The following is a 26,477-nucleotide window of genomic DNA, read 5'->3' as shown; positions in this document are numbered from 1 at the left end:
GTACGAAAATTACGTTTTTTCAATAGGTTGAACATGAATCCTGATACTCCACTGCAGCTGCTCGGCGGCATCTCGGCCCGCGAATTCATGCGCGACTACTGGCAGAAAAAGCCGCTGCTGGTGCGCCAGGCCTTCCCGGACTTCATCAGCCCAATCGACCCCGACGAGCTGGCTGGCCTGGCCCTGGAGGAAGAAGTCGAGTCGCGTATCGTGCTGGAGCATGGCGCCCACCCGTGGGAACTGCGCCGTGGCCCGTTCACCGAAGACACCTTCGCCGAGCTGCCGGAAAAAGACTGGACCCTGCTGGTACAGGCCGTCGACCAGTTCGTTCCGGAAGTCGCCGAGCTGCTTGAGAACTTCCGCTTCCTGCCCAGCTGGCGCATCGATGATGTGATGATCAGCTTCGCTGCCCCTGGTGGCAGCGTTGGCCCGCACTTCGATAACTACGACGTGTTCCTGTTGCAGGGCCACGGCCAGCGCAACTGGAAGGTCGGCCAGATGTGCAGCAGCGACAGTGCGCTGCTGGAGCATGCCGACCTGCGTATCCTGGCCGAGTTCGAGCAGGGCGAAGAATGGACCCTGGAGCCAGGTGACATGCTGTACCTGCCACCACGCCTGGCCCACTACGGCGTTGCCGTGGACGAGTGCCTGACCTACTCGGTTGGCTTCCGTGCCCCTAGCGCCGCCGAAGTACTCACCCACTTCACCGACTTCCTCGGCCAGTTCCTGCCCGACGAAGAGCGCTACAGCGACGCCGACGCCCAGCCTGCCAGCGACCCGCACCAGATCCAGCATGACGCCCTCGACCGCCTCAAGGCGCTGCTCGACAAGCACATGAACGACAAGGACCTGCTGCTGACCTGGTTTGGCCAGTTCATGACCGAACCGCGCTACCCGGAACAGATCGTCGGTGAAGAGCTGAGCGAAGAGGAGCTGGTCGATGCGCTGGAGCAAGGCGCCATCCTGATCCGCAACCCGAGTGCCCGCCTGGCCTGGTCGGAATTCGAAGACGACCTGCTGCTGTTCGCCAGCGGCCGCAGCTGCCCATTGCCTGGCAAGCTGCGCGAGCTTCTGAAACTGGTGTGCGCGGCCGACGCACTGCACATCGACAACCTCAGCGAATGGCTGCAGGATGAAGATGGCCTTATGCTGGTACAGCAACTGGTGAAACAAGGAAGCCTGGGATTCGCCAATGAATAAGATTCGTGTGCGCCTCGCCGACTGGCACAAGGACAACGCCGACATCCGCCGTATCCGTGAAGCGGTGTTCATCGCCGAACAGCACGTGCCGCCGGAGCTGGAATGGGACTCGGAAGATCCGACCGCCGTGCACTTCCTGGCCCTGGAAGGGGACTATCCGATCGGCACCGCCCGCCTGCTGCCCGATGGCACCATCGGCCGGGTTTCGGTATTGAAGGACTGGCGCGGGCTGAAGGTGGGTGACGCACTGATGAATGCGGTGATCGTCGAAGCGCAGAACCGTGATCTGAAGCAGCAGATGCTCAGCGCCCAAGTCCATGCCACGCCGTTCTACGAGCGGCTGGGCTTCCGCGTAGTCAGCGAAGAGTTCCTCGAAGCCGGCATCCCGCACGTAGACATGGTGCGCGACTCGCGCCCCTGACCCATAGCCTTTACCGGCCTCTTCGCGGGTAACCCGCGAAGAGGCCGGTAAAGGCAGGTGACATGCTCACTCACAAAAAGCTGTACATCCATCCAGATAAAACTTGCCTCCGCGCCCCTGCTTGCGCATCCTAGTGCTCATCATTCCCCGATGAAGCGTTCCCGGCCATGCGCCTGTTCCTCTGCGAAAAACCCTCCCAGGCAAAAGACATCGCCAAAGTGCTCGGCGCCACCCGCAAGGGCGACGGCTGCTGGCAAGGCACCGACGTCTGCGTAACCTGGTGCATCGGCCACCTGCTGGAAACCGCCCCGCCCGACAGCTACGACGAACGCTACAAGCGCTGGAACCTGGCCGACCTGCCGATCATTCCAGACAAATGGAAGATGCTGGTCAAACCCAAGACCGCCAGCCAGTTCAAGGCGGTCAAGCGCCTGCTTGGCGAAGCGCGCGAGCTGGTAATTGCCACCGACGCCGACCGTGAAGGGGAAATGATCGCCCGTGAGCTGGTCGAGCATTGTCGCTACCGTGGCCCGGTGCAGCGCCTGTGGCTGTCGGCGCTGGACGACGCCTCCATTCGCAAGGCCCTGGCGCGCCTGCTGCCGGGGCACGAAACCTTCAACCTGTACCATTCCGCCTTGGGCCGCTCGCGCGCCGACTGGCTGATCGGCATGAACATGAGCCGGCTGTTCACCCTGCTGGGCCGGCAATCCGGCTACCAGGGCGTGCTACCCGTGGGTCGGGTGCAAACGCCCACCTTGCGCCTGGTGGTTGACCGCGACCGCAGCATCGCGAACTTTGTGCCGGTGCCGTTCTGGGCTATCGACGTGCAACTGGAACACGCCGGCCAGGGTTTCAACGCGCAATGGCGGGCGCCGGAAGACGCCTGTGACGACCAGGGGCGCTGCCTGAACGAGGCACTGGCGCAACGAGCGGCTGCCGATATCGGCCAGGCCGCCACCGCAAGGGCCATGAAGGTGGCCACCGAGCGCGTGCGCGAAGCAGCGCCATTGCCCTTCGACCTCGGTACCCTGCAAGAGCTGTGCTCGAAAAAATTCGGCCTCGGCGCCCAGGAAACCCTCGACATCGCCCAGGCGCTGTACGAAACCCACAAGCTGATCACCTACCCGCGCAGCGACTGTGGCTATCTGCCGCAAAGCCAGCACGCCGAAGCAGCAGGCATCCTCGCCGCCCTGCAACGGGCCGATGCCAGCCTGGCGCCCCTGCAGCCCTACCTCGAGCCGCAACGCCGCTCGCGGGCCTGGAACGACGCCAAGGTCAGCGCCCACCACGGCATCATCCCCACTGCCGCTGCCAGCGACCCGGCGCGCCTGCCAGCCAAGTACAAGGCGGTGTACACCCTGATCCGCGCCCGCTACCTGGCGCAGTTCCTGCCCAACCACGAGTTCGACCGCACCCAGGCCGACTTCGACTGCGCGGGCCATGCCCTGCGCGCGGTGGGCAAGCAGATCGTCGAGCCCGGCTGGCGCCGCGCCCTGCCCGAAGCCCTGACCCCGAGCAAAGGCCGCGAGGCGCCCCCCGCCCAAGTGCTGCCAGCATTACGCGAAGGCCAGGACTGCAGCGTGCAAGGCCTGCAACTCCAAGACCTGTGGACCCAGCCACCCAAGCCCTTCACCGAGGGCGACCTGATCAAGGCAATGAAGAACGTCGCCAAGCTGGTGGACGACCCGCGGCTGAAACAAAAGCTCAAGGAAACCACCGGCATCGGCACCGAGGCCACTCGGGCGAGCATCATCCAGGGGCTGCTAGACCGCGGCTACCTGGTGAAGAACGGCAAGGCATTGTCGGCCACGCCTGCCGCGTTCAGCCTGATCGACGCCGTGCCCCGTGCCATCGCCGACCCAGGCACGACGGCCATCTGGGAGCAGGCCCTGGACATGGTGCAGAGTGGCGAGATGAGCCTGCAAGACTTCGTCGCCCGGCAGTCGGCATGGATGGGCAAGTTGGTGGAGCGTTGCCAGGGTATGCGCATGACCATCAGCGGGCCGGCAGCCGGGGCGGCGCCGCCGTGGAAGAAGAAGCGGCGTAGCGGTGCTGGAAAAAGCAAACCGACTGGGAGCAAGCCGGCGGCTGGCAAACCGCGTCAGCCTCGGAGGAAGGCAGCAACCTGACACTTAATCGCGAAGAGGCGAGTACGGTGACTGCAAATCACCCATCAGGTACCGCTTTTCAACCGGCTGAACGCCCGGGTGAGCTCGCGGTTGAATGCCTTGCCATTGTCATTCTTGCTATACAACCGCGCCCTCACCTCAGCCGGTGGGTAGGTTCCTGGGGCATTGCGAATATCTGCATCCACCAGGCCATCAGCCGCGGTGATCGCATTGGCGTAGTGAATGGTATCGGTAATCGGCGCGATCACTTCCGGGCGCATCAGGTAGTCCAGCAGCTTCCAGGCCGCCTCGGGGTGCGGCGCATCCTTGGGCACCACCAGCGCATCGAGCCAGATCAACGTGCCTTCCTGCGGAATGCTGTAATCCAGCACGAACGCCTTGCCCGCCTGCTGCGCCTGCCCCTGGGCGATAGCCACATTGCCGTTCCACGACATCGCCACGCAGGTTTCGCCATTGGCCAGGTCGTTGATGTTGCGATCGTTGTCGAAGTAACGAATGTACGGGCGGACCTTGCGCAACTGTGCTTCTGCCGCCTTCAGGTCTTCAAGGCGCTGCTGGTTGATGTCCAGGCCCATGTAGCGCATCACCGCGGCGAACACTTCATTGGGGTCGTTGAGCAGGCTGACCCCGCAGTCGGCGAATTTCGCCACCACTTGCGGGTCGAACAGCATAGCCCAACTGCCCAGCGGTGCGTCGGCCATGCGCATGGTCACGGCCTGCTGCTGGTAACCCACGCCGGTGGTGCCCCAGGCATAGGTCCCGGCGTAGCGGTTGCCTGGGTCGAACACAGCCATGTGCTGGCGAAACTCCTCGCCGATGCCCGCCAGGTGCGGCACCTTGGCTTTGTCCAGCGGCTGCAAGGCGCCGCTGGCGATCGCGCGGCTCAGGTGCTGGCCGGCACTGAGCACAACATCGTACCCGCTACCCCCGGTCAGCAGCTTGGTCTCAGCGGTTTCCAGCGAGTCGAAATGGTCGGCGACCACCCGGATGCCGGTTTCCTTCTCGAAATTGCGCAGGGTATCCGGGGCGAGGTATTCGCCCCAGATATACAGATTGACGCTGGGCTGTTGTGCGTCGGCCGCCAGGGCCACCGATGCCGTGCAGCCCAGGGCGGCCGCAGCCGCCAGCGTGGTCAGTTTCATCAGCGGCGGCCTCCGGCGTATTGCGGCATGGTGATACAGGCGACGTTGCCGCCACCGAGCAGGATTTCGCGGGAGTTGTCGATGCCGATGATGCGGCGCTCGGGGAACAGTTCGGCAAGGGTCGCCTGGGCGACGCTGTCGTTGCGGTCACCGAACAACGGCACGACGATAGCCGAGTTGCCGGCGTAGTAGTTGATGTACGACGCGCAGATGCGGGTCCCGGCCTCGCGCAGGTGAGTCCCTTCGACCTGGTCCAAGCCTGCCGCCTCCTCGGCAGTCCACTGCAATACGTCGGGCTGGGGCAGCTTGTGTACCTTCAGCTCTCGACCGCGGGCATCGCGGGTGCTGCGCAGGATGTCGTAGGCCTCCTGATAGATCTCCCACTGCGGGTCATCACGGTTATCGGTCCACTGCAGCACCACTTCGCCTGGGCGCACGAAGCACGCCAGGTCGTCGACATGGCCATCGGTCTCGTCGAACTTGCAGCCACGGGGCAACCAGATCACCTGGTCCGCGCCCAGGTAATCCTCCAGGCGGCGGGTGACCTCGGCTTTGCCCAGGTGCGCGTTGCGATTACGGTTGAGCAGGCACTGCTCGGTGGTCAACAGGCTGCCCTGGCCGTCACTCTGAATACCGCCAAGCTCGGCGATCAATGGGGCGCGGTAACGGTCCAGGCCTTCGATTTCGAGCATTTTCTGGGCGATCTGGTCGTCCTTGTCCCACGGATAGTAGAGGCCACCGTCGAGCCCACCGTAGGCGTTGAACTCGAAGTCGACGCCGCGCACCTCACCGCTGCTGTCGTTCACCACGAAGCAAGCACCGCTGTCGCGAAACCAGGTGTCGTTGCAGGTCATTTCCACCACCCGCACCTGCGGCGGCAGCATGCGCCGGGCGTTGGCGTACTGGGCAGCAGAGGCGCAGACCGTGACGGGCTCACTGGACGCGATTGCGCTGACGATATCGACCCAGACTTTCTGCGCAGGCTTGGCACCATTGCGCCATACGTCCGGGCGCTCGGGCCAACCGAGCCAGCATCGCGCCTTGCGCTCGAATTCGCCAGGCAAGCGGAAACCATCGGCTTTGGGGGTGGTGGTGAGCGAACGTGCCATGGGTCAACCTCGTGTCGGTGAGCGATGACTGCACGCTACGCCGCCCCGCGCTGGGCATCCAACGATGAAAACTCAGCGATAGCTGAATTCAATTCAACTGTCACCCAGCTGTTCAATGAACCAGTCGATGAATTCGGCCACCGGCGCCCGTTCCAGGCGCAGCCGCTCGCACACCAGCGCGTACTGCCCCTGTGCCGTCACACTGGCACTGAACGGACGTACCAGCCGGCCGCTCTGCAAATCAGCCTGACAGGTCAGGTTGTCCCCCATCGCAATGCCTTGCCCCAGCGATGCGGCCTCCAGGGCCAGGGCGGCATGGGGGAAATACAACTGGCGGGTGGGCAAGGCGTCTTCGGCGTGGGTGGCTAACCAGGTGGTCCAGGTGCGGCCGTCCTGGTCATCATGCAGCAGGCAGTGGCGCACCAGATCGCGCGGGCGCTTGAGGCCGCCCTGGTTGAACAGCCCCGGGCTGCACACCGGGAAGAACTGCAGCAGCGGCAAGGGCCGGACGAAGTGCGTGCTGGCGTCCAGGGCGCTGGTACCGTAGGTGATGGCCAGGTCGACATCCAGTGCCGGAGCGCCGGCATCGATCGGCTGATCGTGCAGGTGCAAAGTGATGTGCGGGTAACGGCTGCTGAAGTCAGCCAGGCGCGTCACCAGCCATTTTTGTGCCAATTCAGCGGTCACCGCCACCCGCAACACCGCCTGGGAGCCAGGGTCACGCAGTTCGTCGCAGGCCTTGCCGATCAGTTCGAAGGCTTGTTGCAGGTGATGCAGCAGGCGCCCGGCTTCGGCACTGGGGCGTACCTGGCGGCCGACACGCTCGAACAGGACAACACCGAGTTGCTCCTCGAGTTGGCGAATCTGGTGGCTGACAGCGCTGTCGGTGACACACAATTCGGCGGCGGCGCGGCCGAAGTGGCCGTGGCGGGCAGCACACTCGAAGGTGCGCAAGGCAGTCAATGAAGGCAGGCGGCGCATGGTGTTTTCCTGATAGGGCCTTGTGTCGCGCATGGGCCGCAAAGCGGCATCCGATCATATATCCAACCACGGTGGAAAAACGAACAGGTTGGCTTCATGAAAATACGATGCTAGATTTTCATGAAAATAATCATAATAAATTTCATAAGGCCCACGCATGTTCAAGCAATCCGCTCAGCACGTCGCCAGCTACTACGCCCAGACCTACCCCGCCAGCATCCCTCTGCGCCCTACCCTGCAAGGTCGCCACGACACCGAGGTGCTGATCATCGGCGCCGGTTTCAGCGGCCTGCACACCGCCCTGCGCCTGACCCAGGCAGGCAAGCGCGTGACGCTGCTGGAAGCCAGCCGCGTGGCCTGGGCCGCGTCCGGTCGCAACGGTGGCCAGGCGCTACTGGGCTGGTCCTGCGATATGGCGCCGCTGGAAAAGGCCCTGGGCGTCGAACGCACCCGGCGGCTGTGGACCAGCATGCGCTGGGCCGCCGACGAAATGCGCGAACTGCCCGAACGCCATGGCTTCGACATCGATTACCGGCAGGGCAGCCTGTGGACCGCCGTGCTGCCGCGCCGTGTGAAGATACTCGCAGAAGCCCTGCACGACGCCGAGCACAAATGGGGCTACGACGCCCTGCGCCTGATCGGTCGCGACGAGCTGCCGCAATGGATCCACAGCTCACGCTACCAAGCCGCGCTGTACGACGCCAAAGGTGCTCACCTCAACCCGCTGAAGCTGGCCCAGGGCCTGGCCAGCACCATCGAGGCCGCTGGCGGGGGCATCTACGAGCAGAGCCAGGTGCTCGACTACCAGCAGGCCGGCAGCGGCTACGTCGCCCGTACCGAGCAAGGCGAAGTACGCTGCGACGTGCTGGTGCTGGCCTGCAACGCCTATATCGACCGCCTCGACCGCGGCCTGGCGCGCCGCCTGTTGCCGGTTGGTTCCTATCAGGTAGCCACGGCACCGCTGGACGCCGACCTCGCCCGCTCGCTGCTGCCGCGCAACAGCTGCGTGATCGACAACCAGTTCGTCCCCGACTACTTCCGCCTGACCCCGGACCGCCGCCTGCTGTTCGGCGGCGGCTGCACCTACCTGGGCGGTATTCCCAAGGATGTCGCCAGCGCCACCCGCCCACACCTGGAGCGGGTGTTCCCGCAACTGGCCGGGGTGGCCATCGATTATGCCTGGGGCGGCCACATCGACTGCAGCATCCAGCGCACCCCGGACGTCGGCCGCGCGGACCAACGCTACTGGCTGCAGGGTTTCTCCGGCCACGGCGTGCTGCCGACCCTGGCAGCGGCACGGGCAGTCAGCGACGCCATCCTTGGCGATGACGACCTGCTGACGCTGTACCAAGGCATCGACAATGGCCACTTCCCCGGCGGTAACCTGCTGGCGGCACCGCTGGAGGCCGCCGCCAAGGCCTGGTACCGGGTGCGGGACCGCGTCTGAAGGGCAAAACTGATGCTGGCAACCTTGGCCTGCGAGGATTACCATCCCGGACCTCGGAGCAGCCATTCCCGCTCCGGCCTTTTTTCCTGCACCTGCCAAAAACCCATGCCCTTCGAACTCACCGTAGAACCCCTCACCCTGCTGATTCTGGCCCTGGTCGCCTTCGTCGCCGGTTTCATCGATGCCATCGCCGGCGGCGGCGGCCTGCTCACCACCCCGGCGCTGCTCACCGCCGGCATGCCGCCGCACCTGGTACTGGGTACCAACAAGCTCAGTTCCACCTTCGGCTCGGCCACCGCCAGCTTCACCTACTACAAACGCAAGCTGTTCCACCCGGCGCAGTGGCGCCCGGCGCTGTTCGCCACGCTGGTGGGCGCGTTGATCGGGGCGATCGTGGCCCATTACATGCCAGCCGAATGGCTGAACAAGATGCTGCCGGTCATCGTCTTCGCCTGTGGCCTCTACCTGCTGTTCGGCGGCACGCCCAAGGCACCGCTGGACGCCGATGCCCCGATCAGAAAAAAATGGCAGGCGCCGCAGGGCTTTACCCTGGGTTTCTATGACGGCGTGGCCGGTCCGGGCACCGGGGCGTTCTGGACGGTCAGCACCCTGCTGCTGTACCCCATCGACCTGGTTCGCGCCAGCGGCGTGGCGCGCAGCATGAACTTCGTCAGCAACATCGCGGCGCTGACGGTGTTCATCATTTCCGGGCAGGTCGACTATATCGTCGGCCTGTGCATGGGCTTGTCGGTGATGGTCGGTGCCTTCTTTGGCGCACGCACGGCGATCAGCGGCGGCAGCAAGTTCATCCGCCCGGTGTTTATCACCGTGGTGCTGGCATTGACCGTGCGCCTAGCGTGGCAGCACTGGTTCGGGCAGGCCTAAGCGGCGAGCGACATAGAGGTCGATCAGGTAGCGCGCAATAGAGCGCCCAGCCGGCAGCGGCGGCAAGTCGTGCACGCTGAACCACTGGGCGTCCTCGATCTCGTCCGGCTGCATGACGATCTCGCCACCCGCGTATTCGGCATGGAAGCCCAGCATCATCGAGTGCGGGAACGGCCAGCACTGGCTGCCGACGTACTGGATGTTCTGCACCTCTACCGCCACCTCTTCACGCACTTCGCGCACCAGGCAGTCCTCGGCCGACTCGCCCGGCTCGGCAAAGCCTGCCAGGGTGCTGTACACCCCCGTGACGAAGCGCGGCGAGCGTGCCAGCAGGATTTCGTCGCCACGGGTCACCAGCACGATCATGCTCGGCGAAATACGCGGGTAGCTGCGCAGGTCGCAAGGCTGGCAGTACATCGCACGCTCCCAGCGGATTTGTGTCGTCGCCTGCCCGCAGCTGCCGCAGAATCGGTGCTCGCGAGCCCAGGTGCCGATCTGCGCGGCATAACCCAGAACCTTGTAGGTGTCGAAGTCACCCTCCAGCATGAACGCGCGCAGGCCGCGCCAGTTGCAACCGGGCACGTCGCTGGCAGCGCGCAGTTCCAGCAGGAACACAGGCTGGCCGTCGAAGTGGCCAATGCCGTGTTCGCACAGCACATCCAGGCCCTGGCGCTTGAGCCAGTCACGAGCGAACAGCGCGCCGTTGGCGTCGTGCAGAAACCCTTCCGGGCTGCGCGCCACGGCCAGCCCGCCGGTGATCTGAGGGTCGAGTACTGCGGTAGTCCAGCGTGCTGACATCTCGGGTTTCCTTTACTGCGCGTGCGCCGGCCCGATCAGTCGGCGAACGTCGGTTTCTGTTTGCTCATGTGCGCGGCCACAGCCACGCGCAGGTCTTCGGACTGCAGCATCGCGGCGTTCCACGTGGCGATGTAGTCCAGGCCATCGTCGATGCGGTGGTCGCGCATGTAGCTGAGCATTTCCTTGGTGCCCGCCACCGCGATCGGCGATTTTGCAGCAATCTGGCGGGCGATGGCAAAAACCCCGTCCAGCAGCGCGGCGTGGTCATCATAGACCCGGTTCACCAGGCCGATGCGCAGCGCCTCGTCCGCCGCGACATTGCGCCCGGTGAACGCCAGCTCACGCATCATGCCGTCGCCGATGATACGTGGCAAACGTTGCAGCGTGCCGACATCGGCGGCCATGCCCATGTCGATTTCCTTGATCGAGAATTGCGCGTCACTGCTGCAGTAACGCATGTCACAGGCCGAGATCAGGTCGATGGCGCCACCGATGCAATAGCCCTGCACCGCGGCCAGCACCGGTTTGCGGCAGCTGTCCACGGCGGTGAACGAGGCTTGCAGGCGCTGTATGGTCTTGCGCAGGAAGCGCGCATTGCGGCCCACGTCCTTGCCCATCTCCCCGGCCAGCGAGGCCAGCATCATCAGGTCGATACCGGCCGAGAAGTGCTTGCCGGCACCGCTGATGACCACCGCACGCACGGCGTCGGTGTCGTCGATCCACTGGAAGATATCGACGATCTCTTCCCAGAAGGCCGCGTTCATCGCGTTGACCTTCTCCGGGCGGTTGATCTGAACGTGGGCGATGCTATCGGTCAGCTCGACCTTGAATGCGGTGTATTCAGTCACGAACGGAACTCCTAGGGTTGGATGGTTCACCATCGTGGATGGTAACCCAGCTGGAGCAGACAATGGTTTGCGCATACAACTTTTGCCCCGCCGCGGGATCGAACCCAGGGTAAGCACTCATCCGTTTCAAGGAGATCAACCATGGCGCTACGCACCACGCTGCTGCTTTCCTGCATGACCCTTGCCTTGCTCGGCTGCGCCGGCAACGACCACCCTGCACCGCCGCGCACCCAGCAGGTGGACCTGCAACGCTACCAGGGCACCTGGTACGAACTGGCGCGGCTGCCGATGTTCTTCCAGCGTAATTGCGTACAGTCCGAGGCTCATTATGGGCTACGCGCCGATGGCCGTATCGACGTGATCAACCGCTGCAAGGAAAAGGACGGTGAGGTGAACGAAGCCAAAGGCATTGCTGAAGCCCAGCAGCCGGGCAGGACTGACAAATTGTGGGTACGCTTCGACAACTGGTTCAGCCGCCTGGCCCCTGGCCTGACCAAGGGTGAGTACTGGGTGCTGTACCACGACAAGGATTACCGCGTGGCACTGGTCGGCCACCCCAACCGTGAGTACCTGTGGCTGCTGTCGCGCACCCCTGCGGTCACCGACCAGCAGCGCGAACAGTTGCTGAACATTGCCCGTGAGCAAGGCTACGACACCAGCAAGCTGGTCTGGCGGCAGGCTGACTAGCGGGCAATCGACGGCCTGCGGCAATCCGGCTAAGGTGTGCGGCGTTGTTCGTCTCGAAGGAACGAGGCCCTGCGTATTGCGCGATTTTGCGCGACTGGACTGGCACAAGGAGCCGCAACATGGACCTGCTGTTTCTCGGTACCTCCGCCGGGGTGCCGACCAAAGCCCGCAACGTCAGCGCCACCGCCGTAGTCGAAGCCAGTGGTAGCCACTGGTACCTGGTCGACTGCGGCGAGGGCACCCAGCACCAACTGTTGCACACGCCGCTGTCGGTTCGCGACCTGCAGGCGGTCTTCATTACCCACGTCCATGGTGACCATTGTTTTGGCCTGCCCGGGCTGCTTGCCAGTGCCGGCATGAGTGGCCGTAACCAACCGCTGGATATTGTCTTGCCTGCCGCGCTGCATGGTTGGCTACGCCAAGGCCTGGCCGCCAGTGATACCTTCCTGCCGTTCGAGCTGCGCCTGCTGGCCGTGGAGGATTGGCAGGGCTGGCGCAACCAGACCCTGCAGGTGACAGCGGTGCGCTTGTCGCACCGGGTGCCGAGCGTAGGTTTCGTGTTTACCGAACTCAACCCCGAACCCCGCCTCGACACCCTGCGCCTGGAGGCTGAGGGCATACCGCGTGGCCCGATGTGGGGCGAGCTGGCCAAGGGGCGTACCGTGCAATTCGGCGAGCAACTGTTGCATGGCAATGAATACCTGCGTGGCTCGCGCCCGCCCCGGCGAGTTATCGTGTGTGGTGACAATGACAACCCGCAATTGCTCGCCGACGCCGCCCGAGGCGCCGATGTGCTGGTGCATGAGGCAACCTTCACGCAGGCGGTGGTGGAGCGGACCGGGGTCACCTTTGGGCACAGCACTGCGGCGGCAGTGGCGCGCTTTGCCGAGGCGGCAGGCGTGCGCAACCTGGTGCTGACGCACTTCAGTGCCCGCTATCAGAGCGACCCAAGGCGCAGCCCGAGCATCAACGACGTGCGTGATGAGGCACTGGCCCACTACCGCGGCCGGCTGGTGCTGGCGCAGGACCTGCAGCGCTATCACATCGGCCGTGACGGCTACCTGGAACCAGCCCTGTAGGAGATAACACAGCACTACGGGCTGCGCTGTCGCGCAGAGAACTGAATTCGTAAGCGCGACGCGGCCTGTGTGGGAGCGGGCGCGCCCGCGAAGAATCCAGCGCGGTGGCTGGCACCGGCTACGCCGGTGTTCGCGGGTGAGCCCGCTCCTACAAACGGACGGTGTGGCTCCGCCGATCTATGGCCAAACACGACCAGTGAAGGAGTGGCCCTTACGCCTGATCAGGCTGCCAGGCGGCCGCTGGCAATGGCCTGCGAAGCAGCCAGCATCGCCCGCAACAACACCGCGCAACCCGCCGCCAGGTCATCGGGTGCGGCGTTTTCGATTTCGTTGTGGCTGATGCCGTTCTCGCACGGTACGAAAATCATCCCCGCCGGCCCCAGCTCGGCAAGGAAGATCGCGTCATGCCCTGCCCCGCTGACGATGTCCATGTGCGGCAACCCCAGGGCCTTGGCCGAATCGCGCACGGCATCGACACAGCCCTTGTCAAAGTACAATGCCGGGAAGTCCGCGGTGGGCACCAGTTCGTGGCTCAGGCCATGCTTGGCGCAGGTCGCCTCGATGACCCCTCGTACCTCGGCGATCATCGCATTCAGTTGTTCGCCCTCAAGGTGGCGGAAGTCCAGGGTCATGCGCACTTCGCCAGGGATTACGTTGCGTGAGCCCGGGTAGGCCTGCAAGCAACCCACCGTGCCGCAGGCATGCGGCTGGTGGCCGAGGGCTGTGCGGTTGACCGCTTCGACCACCGCTGCGGCACCCACCAGGGCATCCTTGCGCAGGTGCATGGGGGTGGGGCCGGCATGGGCTTCGACGCCGCGCAGGGTCAGGTCGAACCACTTCTGGCCAAGGGCACCGAGGACCACCCCAATGGTCTTGGCCTGGTCCTCGAGTATCGGCCCTTGCTCGATATGCGCTTCGAAATATGCCCCCACCGGGTGCCCGAGCACCGCACGTGGGCCGGCGTAGCCAATGGCGTTCAACGCCTCGCCCACACTGGTGCCCTGGGCATCGCGCTTGGCCAGGGTTTCTTCCAGGGTGAACTTGCCGGCGAACACACCCGACCCCATCATGCAGGGGGCAAAGCGCGAACCTTCTTCGTTGGTCCACACCACCACCTCCAGCGGTGCTTCGGTTTCCACGCCCAGGTCGTTGAGGGTCCGGAGCACTTCCAGCCCGGCCATCACGCCGAAACAGCCGTCGAACTTGCCGCCAGTGGGCTGGGTATCGATATGGCTGCCGGTCATCACCGGTGGCAGCTTGGGGTTACGCCCAGGGCGACGGGCGAAGATATTGCCCACGGCATCGACGCTGACCGTGCAACCAGCCGCCTCGCACCACTGCACGAACAAGTCGCGGGCCTGGCGGTCGAGGTCGGTCAGGGCCAGGCGGCAGACCCCCCCCTTGGGCGTGGCGCCGAGGCGGGCCAGGTCCATCAGCGATTGCCAGAGGCGGGCACTGTCGATGTGGTGGGCGGTGGTCTTGAGGATGTCTTGGAAAGGGGTCACGGGTTTCTCCTTCAGGCTTTTTTGTTGTCTGTTCGGGCCTCTTCGCGGGCATGCCCGCGAAGAAGCAGACACGGTCTCAGGGCAAGGGCTTGACCAGCCGCGCCGGGCTGCGCGCCGCCAAGCCGGCGAACACGTAGTACAACGCCGCCCCCAGCAGCGAGCCGGTGAACCAGCCATAGTCGTAGAACCAGCTGAAACTGCTGTTGCCGATCGCCAGCACCGTCAACCCCACGGGCAGCACGAAGGCGGCGAAGCCAGCCCAGTTCCACGCCGGGTACACGTCGTCGCGGTACAGCCCGGCGAGGTCCAGCTTTTGCCGGCGGATCAGGAAGTAATCCACCACCATGATCCCGGCTATCGGCCCGAGCAGGCTGGAGTAGCCCAGCAACCAATTGGAGTACACGCTTTCCAGGCTCAGGTCGGACACGATCCAGCCCAGTTTCTTCAGCAACTCGTGGCCCATCAGCGCCAGGCCGATGAAGCCGGTCAGCCACACCGCACGGCTGCGCCCGATCAGGCGCGGGGCGATGTTCTGGAAGTCGTTGGTCGGCGACACGATGTTCGCCGCAGTGTTGGTCGACAGGGTGGCGATCACGATCAGCGCCATGGCCAGGGCGACCCAGAACGGGCTGTGGATCTTGCCGATCAGGCTGACCGGGTCGGACACCGTTTCGCCCACCAGCGACGCCGAGGCCGCAGTCAGCACCACGCCCAAGGCCGCGAACAGGAACATGGTCAGCGGCAGGCCAAAGATTTGCCCGAGGATCTGGTCCTTCTGGCTGCGGGCATAGCGGCTGAAATCGGGAATGTTCAGCGACAGCGTGGCCCAGAAGCCGACCATGGCCGTGAGCCCAGCGCAGAAGTAGCTGACCACGCTGGCGCCTTCAGGGCGTTTGGGCGGTTGCGCCAGCAGTTCGGTCATCGACATGTGTGGCAAGGCCCACACCAGCAGGCCCAGCCCAACGGCCACCAGCAGCGGCGCCGAAAGCGTCTCCAGCCACTTGATCGACTCGGCGCCCCGCAGTACCACCCACAGGTTCAGGCACCAGAAGATCATAAACCCGATCACCTCGCCGACACCGCCCAGGGCCTTCCAGCCGTCGAACACCGAACCCAGGAACAGATGGATGGCCAGCCCGCCGAACAGGGTCTGGATCCCGAACCAGCCGCAGGCCACCACGGCGCGAATCAGGCACGGCACGTTGGAGCCCAGAATGCCGAACGACGAGCGCAGCAGCACCGGAAACGGGATGCCGTACTTGGTGCCGGGGAACGCGTTGAGGGTCAGCGGGATCAGCACAATGATGTTGGCCAGCAGGATCGCCAGCAGCGCCTCGCCAACGCTCAGGCCAAAGTAGGCTGTGAGCACGCCGCCGAGGGTGTAGGTTGGCACGCAGATGGACATGCCTACCCACAGGGCCGTGATGTGCCATTTGTTCCAGGTGCGCTGGTGCACCTTGGTCGGTGCGATGTCGTGGTTGTAGCGCGGGCTGTCGAGAACATCACTGCCCTCGGCCAGCTCGAACAGGCCATCCTGCTCGACCACTTGCGATCTGCTCTGTTGCATGGGCCTTTCTCCAGACTTTTTCGAGTTGTCTGCTCATCGGGCTAATTCGATGGCCGGAGTACACACGCGTATGAGTGCCTTAGAAATCTCGACCAATTTTCTATCTTGTCAAGTTAGTCAAAAACCCTGGAGGCCCCGAATTCAGCGGGCTCTAAATATTTAATTCATGTAAATCAATGATTTAAAAACCACAAAATAAATAGGAAATTTTCTTGCCGAATTCAGGATCAGCATCTAGCCTCGAATCTTGTCAGGTATGACAGGATTAACACCTGCCCGCCCTGCTTCCGAAAATTCCAAGAACCGGCCAAGACCGGTCAGCCTGCGAGGAAAACGGCATGTCCCTGTTGATCCGTGGCGCCACCGTTGTTACCCACGAAGAGAGTTACCCCGCCGATGTGCTGTGTGCCGATGGCCTGATCCGTGCAGTCGGGCCTGGCCTGGAAGCGCCGACCGATTGCGAGATCCTCGACGGCAGCGGGCAATACCTGATGCCGGGCGGCATCGACCCGCACACCCATATGCAATTGCCGTTCATGGGCACCGTGGCCAGTGAAGACTTCTTCAGCGGTACCGCGGCCGGCCTGGCGGGCGGCACCACATCGATCATCGACTTCGTCATTCCCAACCCGCAGCAGTCACTGCTGGAGGCGTTTCACACCTGGCGCGGCTGGGCCCAGAAAAGTGCCAGCGACTATGGCTTCCACGTCGCCGTCACCTGGTGGAGCGAGCAGGTGGCCGAAGAGATGGGCGAACTGGTGGCCAAGCATGGGGTGAACAGCTTCAAGCACTTCATGGCCTACAAGAACGCCATCATGGCGGCCGACGACACCTTGGTGGCCAGCTTCGAGCGCTGCCTGCAGCTAGGTGCAGTGCCCACCGTGCATGCCGAAAATGGCGAGCTGGTGTTCCACCTGCAGAAAAAGCTGCTGGCACAGGGCCTGACCGGGCCGGAAGCGCACCCCCTGTCGCGCCCTTCGCAGGTTGAAGGCGAGGCGGCCAGCCGCGCCATCCGCATTGCCGAAACCCTCGGTACACCGCTGTACCTGGTGCACATTTCCAGCCGCGAGGCGCTGGATGAAATCGCCTATGCGCGGGCCAAGGGCCAACCGGTTTACGGCGAAGTGCTGCCTGGCCACTTGCTGCTGGACGACAGCGTCTACCGTGACCCGGACTGGGCCACAGCCGCCGGCTACGTCATGAGCCCGCCGTTCCGCCCGCGCGAGCACCAGGAGGCGCTGTGGCGCGGCCTGCAGGCGGGCAACCTGCACACCACCGCCACCGACCACTGCTGCTTCTGTGCCGAACAGAAAGCCATGGGCCGGGATGACTTCAGCCGCATCCCCAATGGCACCGCCGGCATCGAAGACCGCATGGCGGTGCTGTGGGATGCCGGGGTCAACAGCGGGCGCCTGTCGATGCACGAGTTCGTGGCACTGACCTCTACCAACACGGCGAAGATCTTCAACCTGTTCCCACGCAAGGGCGCCATCCGCGTAGGGGCCGATGCCGATCTGGTGCTATGGGACCCGCAAGGCACGCGCACCATCTCGGCGCAGACCCACCACCAACGGGTGGACTTCAACATCTTCGAAGGCCGCACTGTACGTGGCGTCCCCAGCCATACCATCAGCCAGGGCAAAGTGGTCTGGGCTGATGGTGACCTGCGCGCCGAGGCGGGCGCGGGGCGCTATGTGGAGCGGCCGGCGTATCCGTCGGTGTATGAGGTGCTGGAGCGTCGGGCCGACCAGCAGCGGCCGACGCCCGTTCAGCGCTGAAGCCATTGGGGCTGCTGCGCAGCCCATCGCGACAAAGGCCGCTCCAACAGGAATGCGCGGTCCCTTGTAGGAGCGGCCTTGCGTCGCGATGGGCCGCACAGCGGCCCCCGATCCCACCACAACAGCTGTCGCCTGAACCCTAAAAAAATAGAGAGGCTACAACCGTGATCGACGCCCTGAACCATTTGCCGCGCCCCCGGGCCGGCGCCGACCAATTGGCCGAGTGCTTCAGCGACCTGGCCCCACCCCTCACCGCACGCCAGGCCGCCGTGGAAAGCGCCCGCTGCCTGTATTGCTACGACGCGCCCTGCGTCAACGCGTGCCCCAGCGAAATCGACATCCCGTCATTCATCCACCGCATCAGCGACGAGAACCTGCAAGGCGCTGCCGAACGGATTCTGTCGGCCAACATTCTCGGCGGCAGCTGTGCCCGCGTCTGCCCGACCGAAATCCTGTGCCAGCAAGCGTGTGTGCGCAACAACGCGCAGGAATGCGCCCCGGTACTGATCGGCCAGTTGCAACGCTACGCCCTGGACAATGCCCAGTTCAGCGAACACCCGTTCCAGCGTTCACCGGCCACGGGCAAGCGCATTGCGGTGGTCGGCGCTGGCCCTGCGGGGCTGGCCTGCGCGCATCGGCTGGCCATGCATGGCCATGACGTGGTGGTGTTCGAAGCCTCTGACAAGCCGGGTGGCCTCAATGAATACGGCATCGCCCGCTACAAGCTGGTTGACGATTATGCCCAGCGGGAAGTGGCATTCCTGCTGGGCATCGGCGGTATCGAGCTGCGCCTTGGCCAGCGCCTGGGGGGCAACCTCAGCCTGGGCGAACTGCGCGAACAATACGATGCGGTGTTCCTTGGCCTGGGCCTGAATGCCGTGCGCCAGCTGGGGCTGGCCGATGAAGAGGCCCCCGGCCTGCTCGCCGCCACCGCTTACATCCGCGAGTTGCGCCAGGCAGACGACCTCAGCCAACTGCCGCTGGCCGAGCGCTGCCTGGTGATCGGTGCTGGCAACACCGCCATCGACATGGCAGTGCAAATGAGCCGCCTGGGTGCACGCGACGTCAACTTGGTGTACCGCCGTGGCCACGCCGACATGGGGGCCACCGGGCACGAGCAGGACATCGCCAAGGCCAACCAGGTGCGCTTGCACACTTGGGCCCGCCCCGACAGCGTGCTGCTGGATGACACCGGCAACGTACGCGGCATGCGCTTTGCCCGTACCGAATTGGCCGACGGCCGCCTGCGCGACACCGGCGAAACCTTCGAACTGGCCGCCGACGCGATCTTCAAGGCCATCGGCCAGCGTTTCGACGACAGCAGCCTCGCCGACCCAGTGGCCGCGCAACTGGCCCGTGACAGTGAGCGTATTCGCGTTGACGTGAACATGCAGACCAGCCTGCCAGGGGTATACGCCGGTGGCGACTGCACCGCGCTGGGCCAGGACCTCACCGTTCAGGCCGTACAACACGGCAAAGTGGCCGCCGAAGCCATCCATGCCCAACTCATGCTCAACGTGGAGGCAGCGTAATGGCCGACTTGTCTATCGTGTTCGCCGGGATCAAGGCCCCCAACCCGTTCTGGCTGGCGTCCGCGCCGCCCACCGACAAAGCCTACAACGTGGTCCGCGCCTTTGAAGCCGGCTGGGGTGGCGTGGTGTGGAAGACCCTTGGCGAAGACCCGGCCGCGGTCAACGTCTCGTCGCGCTACTCGGCCCATTACGGCGCCAACCGCCAGGTGCAGGGCATCAACAACATCGAACTGATCACCGACCGTTCACTGGAAATCAACCTGCGCGAAATCACCCAGGTGAAGAAGGACTGGCCCGACCGCGCGTTGATCGTGTCGCTGATGGTGCCGTGCGAGGAAGCGTCGTGGAAGTTCATCCTGCCGCTGGTGGAAGCCACCGGCGCCGATGGCATCGAGCTGAACTTCGGCTGCCCGCACGGCATGCCCGAGCGCGGCATGGGCGCGGCGGTCGGCCAGGTGCCGGAGTACGTGGAAATGGTCACCCGCTGGTGCAAGCAGCACTGCTCGCTGCCGGTGATCGTCAAGCTGACGCCGAACATCACCGACATCCGCCAATCGGCACGGGCTGCGCATCGCGGCGGGGCCGATGCAGTGTCGCTGATCAACACCATCAACTCGATCACCAGCGTCGACCTTGACCGCATGGTCGCCCACCCTATCGTCGGTGACCAGAGCACCCATGGCGGTTACTGCGGCTCGGCGGTGAAGCCGATCGCCCTGAACATGGTGGCGGAGATTGCCCGTGACCCGGCCACCCATGGCCTGCCGATTTGCGGCATCGGCGGCATCGGCAACTGGCGCGACGCGGCCGAATTCATGGCGCTGGGCAGCGGCGCGGTGCAGGTGTGCACGGCGGCCATGCTGCATGGCTTTCGCATCGTCGAAGACATGAAAGACGGCCTGGCCCGCTGGATGGACCAGCACGGCCACGCCAACATCGAGGCGTTCCGTGGCCAGGCGGTAGGGCATACCACCGACTGGAAGTACCTGGACATCAACTACAAGTCGGTGGCGCATATCGACCAGCAGGCGTGCATCGGTTGCGGTCGCTGCCACATCGCCTGCGAGGACACCTCGCACCAGGCCATCGCCAGTACGCTGAAGGCAGACGGTACGCATGCCTACAGCGTGATCGAGGAAGAATGTGTGGGCTGCAACCTGTGCCAGATCACCTGCCCGGTGGAGAACTGCATCGACATGCAGGCGCAGGACACTGGCAAGCCTTACCTGAACTGGACCCAGGACCCGCGCAACCCCTACCGCGAAGCGAGCTGATGTAGGCCGGCGCCCGCCGCACTGGCACGGCCTTTTTGTGGGCAGCAAAAAGACCGTGCGCGGCAGGCATGGCCGGTCACGGCTCCAGGCCAATCCCCCGCAGGATCACACTGGTCACCGTTTGCACCGCACTTTCGAACGCCAGGTCCGACAGTTCATCGCCGCCGTTGAGCAACTGCACCTGGTAACCGAAGTCGGCGTAATGCTGGGTCGAGGCCCAGATCATGTACAGCAGCGCCGAGGGCTCGACCGGCAGAATGCGCCCCTCCTCCACCCAGCGGCGGATCTTAGCCTCCTTCAGCTTTGCCCACGGCACCAGGCTGTCATCCAGGTTGCCCCCCAGCACCGGTGCCCCATGCAGCATTTCCTCGGCCCAGATCTTCGAGCCTAGCGGCCGTGACCGCGAATGCCCCATTTTCGCGCGGATGTAGCTGGTCAGCACCACCCTTGGGTCGTCGAAATTCTCGAAACACAGCGCGTCCTGCTTCCACACATCCAGCAGGTCCTGCAGCACCGCACGGAACAGATCGTCCTTGGTGCTGAAGTAGTAATGCAGGTTGGAACGCGGCAGTTCGGCCTGCTCGGCGATATCGCCCATGGAGGTCGCGCCGTAGCCTTTTTCGGCGAACACCTTTTCCGCCGCGTGCAGGATCTTGCCAACGTTGCGCCGGCGAATTTCGATCTTGTGATTGGCCATCAGGCTTGAGCCGTCCACACCGCCAGTTCATGACCGTCCAGGTCAATGAAATGGAAACGCCGCCCACCGGGGAAGGCAAAGGTCGCGCGGCTGATACTGCCCCCCGCCGCGGTCACGCGCTGCTGCGTGGCTTGCAGGTCATCGGCGTAAAGGATGATCAGCGGCCCCCCCGGGCGCACCGGCTCCCCCGTGGTAAAGCCGCCCGTCAGGCGGCCGTCGCTGAATTCGCTGTAGGTTGGCCCGTAGTCGGTGAAGCGCCAGCCGAAAACATGCCCATAGAACGCCTTGCTGCGTGCGATATCGCTGACATTGAACTCGATGTTGTCGATCTGCCGATCCGAACCGCGGATACCCATGGACGCTCCTTGCCGAATGAGATTTGACCTAGTCTACCCCGCTCGCTTGCCGGAGCGTGCACAAATTCGGTGCAGCCGGCTCAACCGCAACTGGCCCGGTCGCGGGCCGGACAGCGGGCCTGCTGGAGGTTCAGGGCGGTGTTGATGATGCCGATATGGCTGAACGCCTGCGGGTAGTTGCCAAGCATGCGCTGGCAGGCCGGGTCGTATTGCTCGGCCAGCAGGCCCACGTCGTTGCACAGGCCGGTCAAACGCTCGTACAACGCCTGCGCTTGCGCCATCCGGCCCAGCAGGATGTAGACGTCGGCCAGCCAGAACGAGCAGACCAGGAACGTACCTTCGCCCGGGGCCAGGCCATCCCCGGCACTGTCACTGTCGTAGCGCATCAGCAAACCGTTTTTCAGCAAGCGTTGCTCGATCTGTTCCAGTGTGCGCAGAAAGCGCGGGTCATCGGCAGGCAGGAAGCCGGTCAGGGCGATCTGCAACAGGCTGGCGTCCATCTCGTGCGAACCATAGGCCTGAACGAAGAAACTGCCGCTGCTGTCGAGCCCTTGCTCACACACTTCACGGCGGATCTGGTCGGCCACCTGGCGGTAATGCTGGCCATGCTCACGGCCTTCTTCGGTGGTGTCTGCCAAGCCGGCAGCGCGTTCGAACGCCACCCAGGCCATCACCTTGGAGTGCACGAACTGCTGGCGGCCGCCGCGCACCTCCCAGATACCTTCGTCCGGCTCGCGCCAGATACGCTCCACATAGGGCAGGATCAGCCGAGAGATGGCGGCGCTACGTGGATGGCGCGGCAAGCCGCCCTTGATTGCCTGGCTCATGGCATCGGCCAGTTCGCCATAGATATCCAACTGCGCCTGAGCCGACGCGGCATTGCCCACCCGCACCGGTTGCGAGTGCTCGTACCCCGGCAACCAGGGCAAGGTGTATTCCTGCAGGTCGCGCTCGCCACCCAATCCGTACATGATCTGCATCTGTTCGGGGTTGCCGGCCACCGAGCGCAGCAGCCATTCGCGCCAGGCCTGGGCCTCGTCGAAATAGCCCAGGTTCATGAATGCCAGCAAGGTCATGGTGGCGTCGCGCAGCCAGCAGAAACGGTAATCCCAGTTGCGCTCGCCGCCGAGTTGTTCCGGCAACGACGTGGTGACGGCCGCAACGATGCCGCCAGTAGGCGCATATGTCATGGCTTTCAGGGTGAGCAACGAGCGACGGACCAGTGCGCTGTAGGGGCCTACCTGAGGGCAGCGGTCGGCGAACGCCTGCCAGTGCTCGCAGGTATGGGCCAGGGCCGCGTCGGCATCGCAGCCGGGCTGCACCGGCAGGTGCGAGGGCTGGTGGCGCAGGCTGAACACCTGGCGCTGGCCGGCCGCCACGCGAAAGCGCGCGCCGGTGTGGTGGTCGCGGGCATGGGGCGGTACGGTGCTGCACAGGATCAGGCGGTCGGGGCCGGCCACCGCGCTTAGGGTGAGCGGGTCCAGGCGTTCGACCCATGGCACGCTGCGCCCGTAATCGAAGCGCATGACCAGGTCCATTTCGAAATTGGTTTCGCCCGAGAGGCCTTCGACGATGCGCACCACGGCGTTGACGTCACCCAGCGGCATGAAATCGAGTACGCGGGCCCGGCCAGTGGCGGTGACCCACGTGGTTTCCAGCACCAGGGTATCGTTCAGGTACTGCCGGCTGCAGTGCTCGACCGGGTCGCAAGGGGCCAGGCGCCAGCGGCCGTTTTCTTCGTTGCCCAGCAAGGCGGCGAACACCGCCGGGGCGTCGAAGCGTGGCAGGCATAGCCAGTCGAGCGAGCCATCCCGGCTGACCAGGGCGGCGCTGCGGCAATTGCCCAACAGGGCGTAATCTTCTATGTGGGCGGGCATCGCGTTTCCTTAAAGTGGTTGCCTGTGCTGGCCCTTTCGCTTGTCAACCCGCCCCACAGGGCCGCACCGCCCAAGGGGTTGTGCAGCACCTGTCAGAGGGGGTTCACTCGCGACGCGGCCGGCACACGCCGAAAAACCTGTTACCCCAATCGGTGCCATTCCCGCTTGTCCCGGCTCAGCAGGTCATTGCCCGCCTCGGGGCCATCTTCACCCGCCGGGTACTCGTGCACCTCGCCCCCCTGGGCCCAGGCATCGAGGAACGGCTGCACGGCACGCCAGCCGTTCTCGATGTTGTCGGCCCGCTGGAACAAGGTCTGGTCACCGGTCAGGCAGTCATAGATCAAGGTCTCGTAGCCGGTCGCCGGGGTCATCTTGAAGAAGTCCTTGTAGGCAAAGCCCAGCTCGACGTTCTCCATTACCAACTCCGGCCCGGGGCGCTTGGCCTGCAGGTCGAACCACATGCCTTCGTTGGGCTGAATCTGGATTTTCAGGTAGTTGGGTTTGGGGCGCTCCAGCTCCGACTCGCGGAACTGCGCGTACGGTGCCGGCTTGAAACAGATGGCAATCTCGGTGTCACGCACGCTCATGCGCTTGCCGGTACGCAAGTAGAACGGCACCCCCGCCCAGCGCCAGTTGTCGATCATCACCTTCAGCGCCACGTAGGTTTCGGTCTGGCTGTCGGGCGCGACATTGGCCTCCTCGCGGTAGCCGGGCAGGTGCTTGCGCCCCTGCTTGCCGGCGCTGTACTGGCCCCGCACGGAATGCTTCAGCGCCATCTTCGCCGACCACGGGCGGATGGCGCCGATCACCTTGGCCTTTTCGCCGCGCACGGCGTCGGCGCCGAACGCTGCCGGCGGTTCCATGGCAACCATGGCCAGCAGCTGGAACAGGTGGTTGGGCACCATGTCGCGCAAGGCGCCGGTGGCGTCGTAGAAGCCACCCCGCGTCTCGACACCGACGGTTTCCGCGGCGGTGATCTGCACATGGTCGATGTAGTGGTTGTTCCAGAACGACTCGAACAACCCATTGGAGAACCGGCTGACCAGAATGTTCTGCACCGTTTCTTTGCCCAAGTAGTGGTCAATACGGTAGATCTGCCGCTCGCCCATCACCTTCAGCAGGCAGGCGTTCAACGCCTCGGCACTGGCCAGGTCGGTGCCGAACGGCTTCTCCACCACGACCCGCCGAAAGCCGCCGGCAGACTCGTCGAGCAAGCCGGCCTCGCCAAGGCGCTGGGCCACTTCAGGGAAGAAACGCGGCGAGGTGGCCAGGTAAAAGATGGCGTTGCCGTGGCTGGTCTTGTCGATGCGCTTGCCCAGGGCCTGGTAGGTGGCCGGGTCGAGGAAATCGCCCGTCTGATAGTCCAGGCGCTTGGCCAGCCGCGCCCAGAGTTTTTCGTCCAGGCACTGGGCGGCGCCTTCGCCGCCCTTGTCACGCTCGGCCATGAACGCATGCAGGCGTGCGGCAAATTCCTCGGCCGTGGCAGGGTTGTGGTCAACGCCAACGATGCGCAGGTTGCGGTCGAGCAAACCGTCGCGGCTGAGGTTGTACAGCGCAGGCATGAGCAAGCGCTTGACCAGGTCGCCATTGGCGCCGAACAGAAACAGCGTGCAGGGGGGTGCGGCCGGAGTGCTCTTTTTAGTCATTCGTCTTTTTTCTCGACATGGCCACCGAAGCCCAGGCGCATGGCCGAGAGCACTTTGTCACCGTAGGTGCCCTGCTGCTGACGCGAGCGGAAACGGGCAAACAATGCGCTGGACAGGACCGGTACCGGCACTGCCTGCTCAACGGCGGCATCGATGGTCCAGCGGCCCTCGCCACTGTCGGATACCGAGCCACTGAACTGCGACAGCTGCGGATCGGCCACCAGCGCATCGGCGGTGAGGTCGAGCAGCCACGAGGTAACCACACTGCCCCGGCGCCATACCTCGGCGATTTCGGCCACATCGAGGTCGAAGCGCTGGTCTTCCGGCAGTTCGTTGCCGCCTTTGCTGCGCAGCAGGTCGAAGCCTTCGGCATAGGCCTGCATCAGGCCGTATTCGATGCCGTTGTGCACCATTTTCACGTAGTGGCCGGCGCCCGGTGGGCCAGCGTGGATATAACCATGCTCGGCGCGCTGGTGTTCGCCGCTGCGGCCATGGGTGCGCGGAATGTCGCCTACACCCGGTGCCAATGCCTTGAACAGCGGCTCCAGGCGCTCGAACACGTCCTTCTCGCCACCGATCATCATGCAGTAGCCGCGGTCCAGGCCCCATACCCCGCCAGAGGTACCTACGTCCAGGTAATGCAGGCCACGCTTGGCCAGCTCGGCGGCGCGGCGCATGTCGTCCTTGTAGAAGGTGTTGCCGCCGTCGATGATGGCATCGCCCGGCTCCAGCAGCTCGGCCAGTTGCGCGATGGTCTGCTCGGTCGGCTCGCCAGCCGGCAGCATCACCCATACCGCGCGTGGCGCTTTCAGTTTTTGCACCAGCGCGCCAAGGTCGTGTGCGCCCTGGGCGCCCTCGCCTTCAAGGCCGGTAACCGCCTCGCGGTTGCGGTCGTGCACCACGGTGCGGTGGCCAGCGCGCATCAGGCGCCTTGCGATATTGCCGCCCATGCGGCCCAGCCCGACGATTCCCAGTTGCATGAGCCGATGCTCCCCTTTCGAAATAGATGACAACAGTCCAGCTGTTCAGGTTAGTCCAGCATGCCGCCCGAGGGTTCAGCGACGAACGGCAAGACCACGATAAACAAAAAAGTTCCCAAGGCTTGTGAAAGAATTCAAAATGCGGCCGCCAGAAGCGTCTACGCTTTGAATTGTCACCAGCCAAAACCGCGAGGTGTGCTCATGGGTACCTTGATGCCTGCAACCCCAACCCAGACCCTCTATGTCTCCGTGCGCCGTGATGAGCTGCGTAAACTCAAAGACGAACGTGACCAACTGCGCCAACAGGTCGCCGAGCTGAACGTGTTGCTGGACCAGGCACGCATCGCCGCTAAAGCCATCGACCTCTGATTCCCCCCGCCCTCGGTGGGAGTCCTGCGCTCCCACGCTGCAGCCCTGCCCCGCGGTAAAAGTTGAATTGTGAAGGGTTCGCCTTCAAGGCGCGCGATTTCAGGCCTCGAAAAACTCGAACCCTGCACCGGCCACCCCATCCAGTACCATCGGCTACCAACGCCCCCACA

The 26,477-nt window shown here is 64.4% G+C and carries 23 protein-coding genes; 11 read left to right on the top strand and 12 right to left on the bottom strand.

Going from position 1 to position 26,477, the window contains the following annotated elements; translation table 11 throughout:
- The first annotated feature begins 33 nt into the window (after nt 1–33).
- From FPB55_RS08935 to FPB55_RS08925, 3 genes are all read left to right on the top strand, one after another.
- On the top strand, nt 34–1,200 hold the full coding sequence (locus FPB55_RS08935; protein WP_144187998.1) for a cupin domain-containing protein: 1,167 nt from the start codon (nt 34–36) through the stop codon (nt 1,198–1,200).
- Nucleotides 1,193–1,621: a GNAT family N-acetyltransferase gene (locus tag FPB55_RS08930; RefSeq protein WP_009683126.1), complete on the top strand. Its 429-nt coding sequence runs from the start codon at nt 1,193–1,195 to the stop codon at nt 1,619–1,621. Before FPB55_RS08935 ends, FPB55_RS08930 begins: the two co-directional genes overlap by 8 nt.
- 167 nt (nt 1,622–1,788) lie before the next feature.
- A complete protein-coding gene (locus tag FPB55_RS08925; RefSeq protein ID WP_144187996.1) occupies nt 1,789–3,750 on the top strand; it encodes a DNA topoisomerase III in 1,962 nt (653 codons plus the stop codon).
- Between the two features lie 44 nt (nt 3,751–3,794).
- Here the strand turns inward: FPB55_RS08925 and FPB55_RS08920 are convergent, their stop codons facing one another.
- The 3 genes from FPB55_RS08920 to FPB55_RS08910 all read right to left on the bottom strand — a co-directional run bounded on the left by FPB55_RS08920 (nt 3,795) and on the right by FPB55_RS08910 (nt 6,982).
- Nucleotides 3,795–4,892, bottom strand: a complete 1,098-nt coding sequence (locus FPB55_RS08920; protein ID WP_144187994.1) for an extracellular solute-binding protein — start codon at nt 4,890–4,892, stop codon at nt 3,795–3,797.
- Nucleotides 4,892–6,001 (bottom strand): agmatine deiminase, encoded by a 1,110-nt coding sequence (gene aguA / locus FPB55_RS08915; RefSeq protein ID WP_144187992.1) that lies wholly within the window; start codon nt 5,999–6,001, stop codon nt 4,892–4,894. The genes FPB55_RS08920 and aguA overlap by 1 nt, the downstream gene beginning before the upstream one ends.
- A gap of 93 nt (nt 6,002–6,094) precedes the next feature.
- Entirely contained in the window at nt 6,095–6,982 is an 888-nt protein-coding gene (locus tag FPB55_RS08910) for a LysR substrate-binding domain-containing protein (RefSeq protein ID WP_144187990.1), read from the bottom strand.
- A gap of 157 nt (nt 6,983–7,139) precedes the next feature.
- On the opposite strand from FPB55_RS08910, the gene FPB55_RS08905 reads away from it, so the two are divergent.
- Both FPB55_RS08905 and FPB55_RS08900 read left to right on the top strand, forming a co-directional pair.
- Complete coding sequence (locus FPB55_RS08905; protein ID WP_144187988.1) at nt 7,140–8,429, top strand: FAD-binding oxidoreductase; 1,290 nt, start codon at nt 7,140–7,142, stop codon at nt 8,427–8,429.
- A gap of 105 nt (nt 8,430–8,534) precedes the next feature.
- Complete coding sequence (locus tag FPB55_RS08900) at nt 8,535–9,314, top strand: TSUP family transporter (RefSeq protein ID WP_009683133.1); 780 nt, start codon at nt 8,535–8,537, stop codon at nt 9,312–9,314.
- Here the strand turns inward: FPB55_RS08900 and nudC are convergent.
- Nucleotides 9,282–10,112 carry an NAD(+) diphosphatase gene (nudC, locus tag FPB55_RS08895; RefSeq protein WP_144187987.1) on the bottom strand — a complete coding sequence of 277 codons (831 nt, stop codon included), beginning with the start codon at nt 10,110–10,112 and terminating at the stop codon, nt 9,282–9,284. The two genes, FPB55_RS08900 and nudC, sit on opposite strands and share 33 nt — an antisense overlap.
- Nucleotides 10,113–10,147: 35 nt before the next feature.
- Nucleotides 10,148–10,960 carry a crotonase/enoyl-CoA hydratase family protein gene (locus FPB55_RS08890; protein ID WP_047149924.1) on the bottom strand — a complete coding sequence of 271 codons (813 nt, stop codon included), beginning with the start codon at nt 10,958–10,960 and terminating at the stop codon, nt 10,148–10,150.
- 141 nt (nt 10,961–11,101) lie between these two features.
- Between FPB55_RS08890 and FPB55_RS08885 the strand changes: the two genes are divergently transcribed.
- Together FPB55_RS08885 and FPB55_RS08880 are read left to right on the top strand one after the other, a co-directional pair.
- On the top strand, nt 11,102–11,647 hold the full coding sequence (locus FPB55_RS08885; RefSeq protein ID WP_125854613.1) for a lipocalin family protein: 546 nt from the start codon (nt 11,102–11,104) through the stop codon (nt 11,645–11,647).
- Nucleotides 11,648–11,766: 119 nt separating this feature from the next.
- The gene (locus tag FPB55_RS08880) at nt 11,767–12,726 is read left to right on the top strand and encodes a ribonuclease Z (protein ID WP_144187985.1); all 960 of its coding nucleotides are present in this window, start codon (nt 11,767–11,769) and stop codon (nt 12,724–12,726) included.
- Nucleotides 12,727–12,947: 221 nt separating this feature from the next.
- Here the strand turns inward: FPB55_RS08880 and FPB55_RS08875 are convergent, their stop codons facing one another.
- Both FPB55_RS08875 and FPB55_RS08870 read right to left on the bottom strand, forming a co-directional pair.
- Complete coding sequence (locus tag FPB55_RS08875) at nt 12,948–14,231, bottom strand: Zn-dependent hydrolase (protein ID WP_009683139.1); 1,284 nt, start codon at nt 14,229–14,231, stop codon at nt 12,948–12,950.
- A gap of 76 nt (nt 14,232–14,307) precedes the next feature.
- The gene (locus tag FPB55_RS08870; protein ID WP_009683140.1) at nt 14,308–15,798 is read right to left on the bottom strand and encodes an NCS1 family nucleobase:cation symporter-1; all 1,491 of its coding nucleotides are present in this window, start codon (nt 15,796–15,798) and stop codon (nt 14,308–14,310) included.
- A gap of 338 nt (nt 15,799–16,136) precedes the next feature.
- On the opposite strand from FPB55_RS08870, the gene hydA reads away from it, so the two are divergent.
- The 3 genes from hydA (at nt 16,137) to preA (ending at nt 20,382) form a co-directional block, all read left to right on the top strand.
- Nucleotides 16,137–17,576, top strand: coding sequence for a dihydropyrimidinase (gene hydA / locus FPB55_RS08865; protein ID WP_009683141.1), 1,440 nt, complete (start codon nt 16,137–16,139; stop codon nt 17,574–17,576).
- A 164-nt stretch (nt 17,577–17,740) separates the two neighbouring features.
- Complete coding sequence (locus FPB55_RS08860; protein WP_144187983.1) at nt 17,741–19,108, top strand: NAD(P)-dependent oxidoreductase; 1,368 nt, start codon at nt 17,741–17,743, stop codon at nt 19,106–19,108.
- Nucleotides 19,108–20,382: an NAD-dependent dihydropyrimidine dehydrogenase subunit PreA gene (gene preA, locus FPB55_RS08855; protein WP_054911519.1), complete on the top strand. Its 1,275-nt coding sequence runs from the start codon at nt 19,108–19,110 to the stop codon at nt 20,380–20,382. Before FPB55_RS08860 ends, preA begins: the two co-directional genes overlap by 1 nt.
- Before the next feature lie 76 nt (nt 20,383–20,458).
- Here preA and FPB55_RS08850 read toward each other — a convergent pair whose 3' ends face one another.
- From FPB55_RS08850 to gnd, 5 genes are all read right to left on the bottom strand, one after another.
- Nucleotides 20,459–21,079, bottom strand: coding sequence for a TetR/AcrR family transcriptional regulator (locus FPB55_RS08850; protein WP_009683144.1), 621 nt, complete (start codon nt 21,077–21,079; stop codon nt 20,459–20,461).
- On the bottom strand, nt 21,079–21,435 hold the full coding sequence (locus FPB55_RS08845) for a VOC family protein (RefSeq protein WP_009683145.1): 357 nt from the start codon (nt 21,433–21,435) through the stop codon (nt 21,079–21,081). Before FPB55_RS08845 ends, FPB55_RS08850 begins: the two co-directional genes overlap by 1 nt.
- Nucleotides 21,436–21,515: 80 nt before the next feature.
- Complete coding sequence (locus FPB55_RS08840) at nt 21,516–23,312, bottom strand: glycoside hydrolase family 15 protein (protein ID WP_009683146.1); 1,797 nt, start codon at nt 23,310–23,312, stop codon at nt 21,516–21,518.
- Between the two features lie 140 nt (nt 23,313–23,452).
- Nucleotides 23,453–24,958 (bottom strand): glucose-6-phosphate dehydrogenase, encoded by a 1,506-nt coding sequence (gene zwf, locus FPB55_RS08835; protein ID WP_009683147.1) that lies wholly within the window; start codon nt 24,956–24,958, stop codon nt 23,453–23,455.
- Nucleotides 24,955–25,938 carry a phosphogluconate dehydrogenase (NAD(+)-dependent, decarboxylating) gene (gene gnd, locus FPB55_RS08830; protein WP_029887475.1) on the bottom strand — a complete coding sequence of 328 codons (984 nt, stop codon included), beginning with the start codon at nt 25,936–25,938 and terminating at the stop codon, nt 24,955–24,957. Before gnd ends, zwf begins: the two co-directional genes overlap by 4 nt.
- Nucleotides 25,939–26,139: 201 nt before the next feature.
- Between gnd and FPB55_RS26190 the strand changes: the two genes are divergently transcribed.
- Nucleotides 26,140–26,307 carry a DUF6026 family protein gene (locus FPB55_RS26190; protein ID WP_009683150.1) on the top strand — a complete coding sequence of 56 codons (168 nt, stop codon included), beginning with the start codon at nt 26,140–26,142 and terminating at the stop codon, nt 26,305–26,307.
- Nucleotides 26,308–26,477: the final 170 nt, after the last annotated feature.

This window comes from Pseudomonas sp. BJP69 (assembly GCF_007633355.1).
Classification (GTDB): domain Bacteria; phylum Pseudomonadota; class Gammaproteobacteria; order Pseudomonadales; family Pseudomonadaceae; genus Aquipseudomonas; species Aquipseudomonas juntendi.
The sequence above is the reverse complement of the archived record's forward strand: the minus strand, read 5'-3'. Positions and strand labels throughout refer to the sequence as shown.

Bases quoted from the DNA above. Each gene is read 5' to 3' on its own strand.
- FPB55_RS08880 (WP_144187985.1), top strand. From the start codon at position 11,767: ATGGACCTGCTGTTTCTCGGTACCTCCGCCGGGGTGCCGACCAAAGCC.
- nudC (WP_144187987.1), bottom strand. From the start codon at position 10,112: ATGTCAGCACGCTGGACTACCGCAGTACTCGACCCTCAGATCACCGGC.
- FPB55_RS08925 (WP_144187996.1), top strand. From the start codon at position 1,789: ATGCGCCTGTTCCTCTGCGAAAAACCCTCCCAGGCAAAAGACATCGCC.
- FPB55_RS08910 (WP_144187990.1), bottom strand. From the start codon at position 6,982: ATGCGCCGCCTGCCTTCATTGACTGCCTTGCGCACCTTCGAGTGTGCT.
- zwf (WP_009683147.1), bottom strand. From the start codon at position 24,958: ATGACTAAAAAGAGCACTCCGGCCGCACCCCCCTGCACGCTGTTTCTG.
- FPB55_RS26190 (WP_009683150.1), top strand. From the start codon at position 26,140: ATGGGTACCTTGATGCCTGCAACCCCAACCCAGACCCTCTATGTCTCC.
- FPB55_RS08885 (WP_125854613.1), top strand. From the start codon at position 11,102: ATGGCGCTACGCACCACGCTGCTGCTTTCCTGCATGACCCTTGCCTTG.
- FPB55_RS08870 (WP_009683140.1), bottom strand. From the start codon at position 15,798: ATGCAACAGAGCAGATCGCAAGTGGTCGAGCAGGATGGCCTGTTCGAG.
- aguA (WP_144187992.1), bottom strand. From the start codon at position 6,001: ATGGCACGTTCGCTCACCACCACCCCCAAAGCCGATGGTTTCCGCTTG.
- preA (WP_054911519.1), top strand. From the start codon at position 19,108: ATGGCCGACTTGTCTATCGTGTTCGCCGGGATCAAGGCCCCCAACCCG.
- FPB55_RS08935 (WP_144187998.1), top strand. From the start codon at position 34: ATGAATCCTGATACTCCACTGCAGCTGCTCGGCGGCATCTCGGCCCGC.
- FPB55_RS08840 (WP_009683146.1), bottom strand. From the start codon at position 23,312: ATGCCCGCCCACATAGAAGATTACGCCCTGTTGGGCAATTGCCGCAGC.
- FPB55_RS08920 (WP_144187994.1), bottom strand. From the start codon at position 4,892: ATGAAACTGACCACGCTGGCGGCTGCGGCCGCCCTGGGCTGCACGGCA.
- FPB55_RS08850 (WP_009683144.1), bottom strand. From the start codon at position 21,079: ATGGCCAATCACAAGATCGAAATTCGCCGGCGCAACGTTGGCAAGATC.
- FPB55_RS08845 (WP_009683145.1), bottom strand. From the start codon at position 21,435: ATGGGTATCCGCGGTTCGGATCGGCAGATCGACAACATCGAGTTCAAT.
- hydA (WP_009683141.1), top strand. From the start codon at position 16,137: ATGTCCCTGTTGATCCGTGGCGCCACCGTTGTTACCCACGAAGAGAGT.
- FPB55_RS08900 (WP_009683133.1), top strand. From the start codon at position 8,535: ATGCCCTTCGAACTCACCGTAGAACCCCTCACCCTGCTGATTCTGGCC.
- FPB55_RS08930 (WP_009683126.1), top strand. From the start codon at position 1,193: ATGAATAAGATTCGTGTGCGCCTCGCCGACTGGCACAAGGACAACGCC.
- gnd (WP_029887475.1), bottom strand. From the start codon at position 25,938: ATGCAACTGGGAATCGTCGGGCTGGGCCGCATGGGCGGCAATATCGCA.
- FPB55_RS08905 (WP_144187988.1), top strand. From the start codon at position 7,140: ATGTTCAAGCAATCCGCTCAGCACGTCGCCAGCTACTACGCCCAGACC.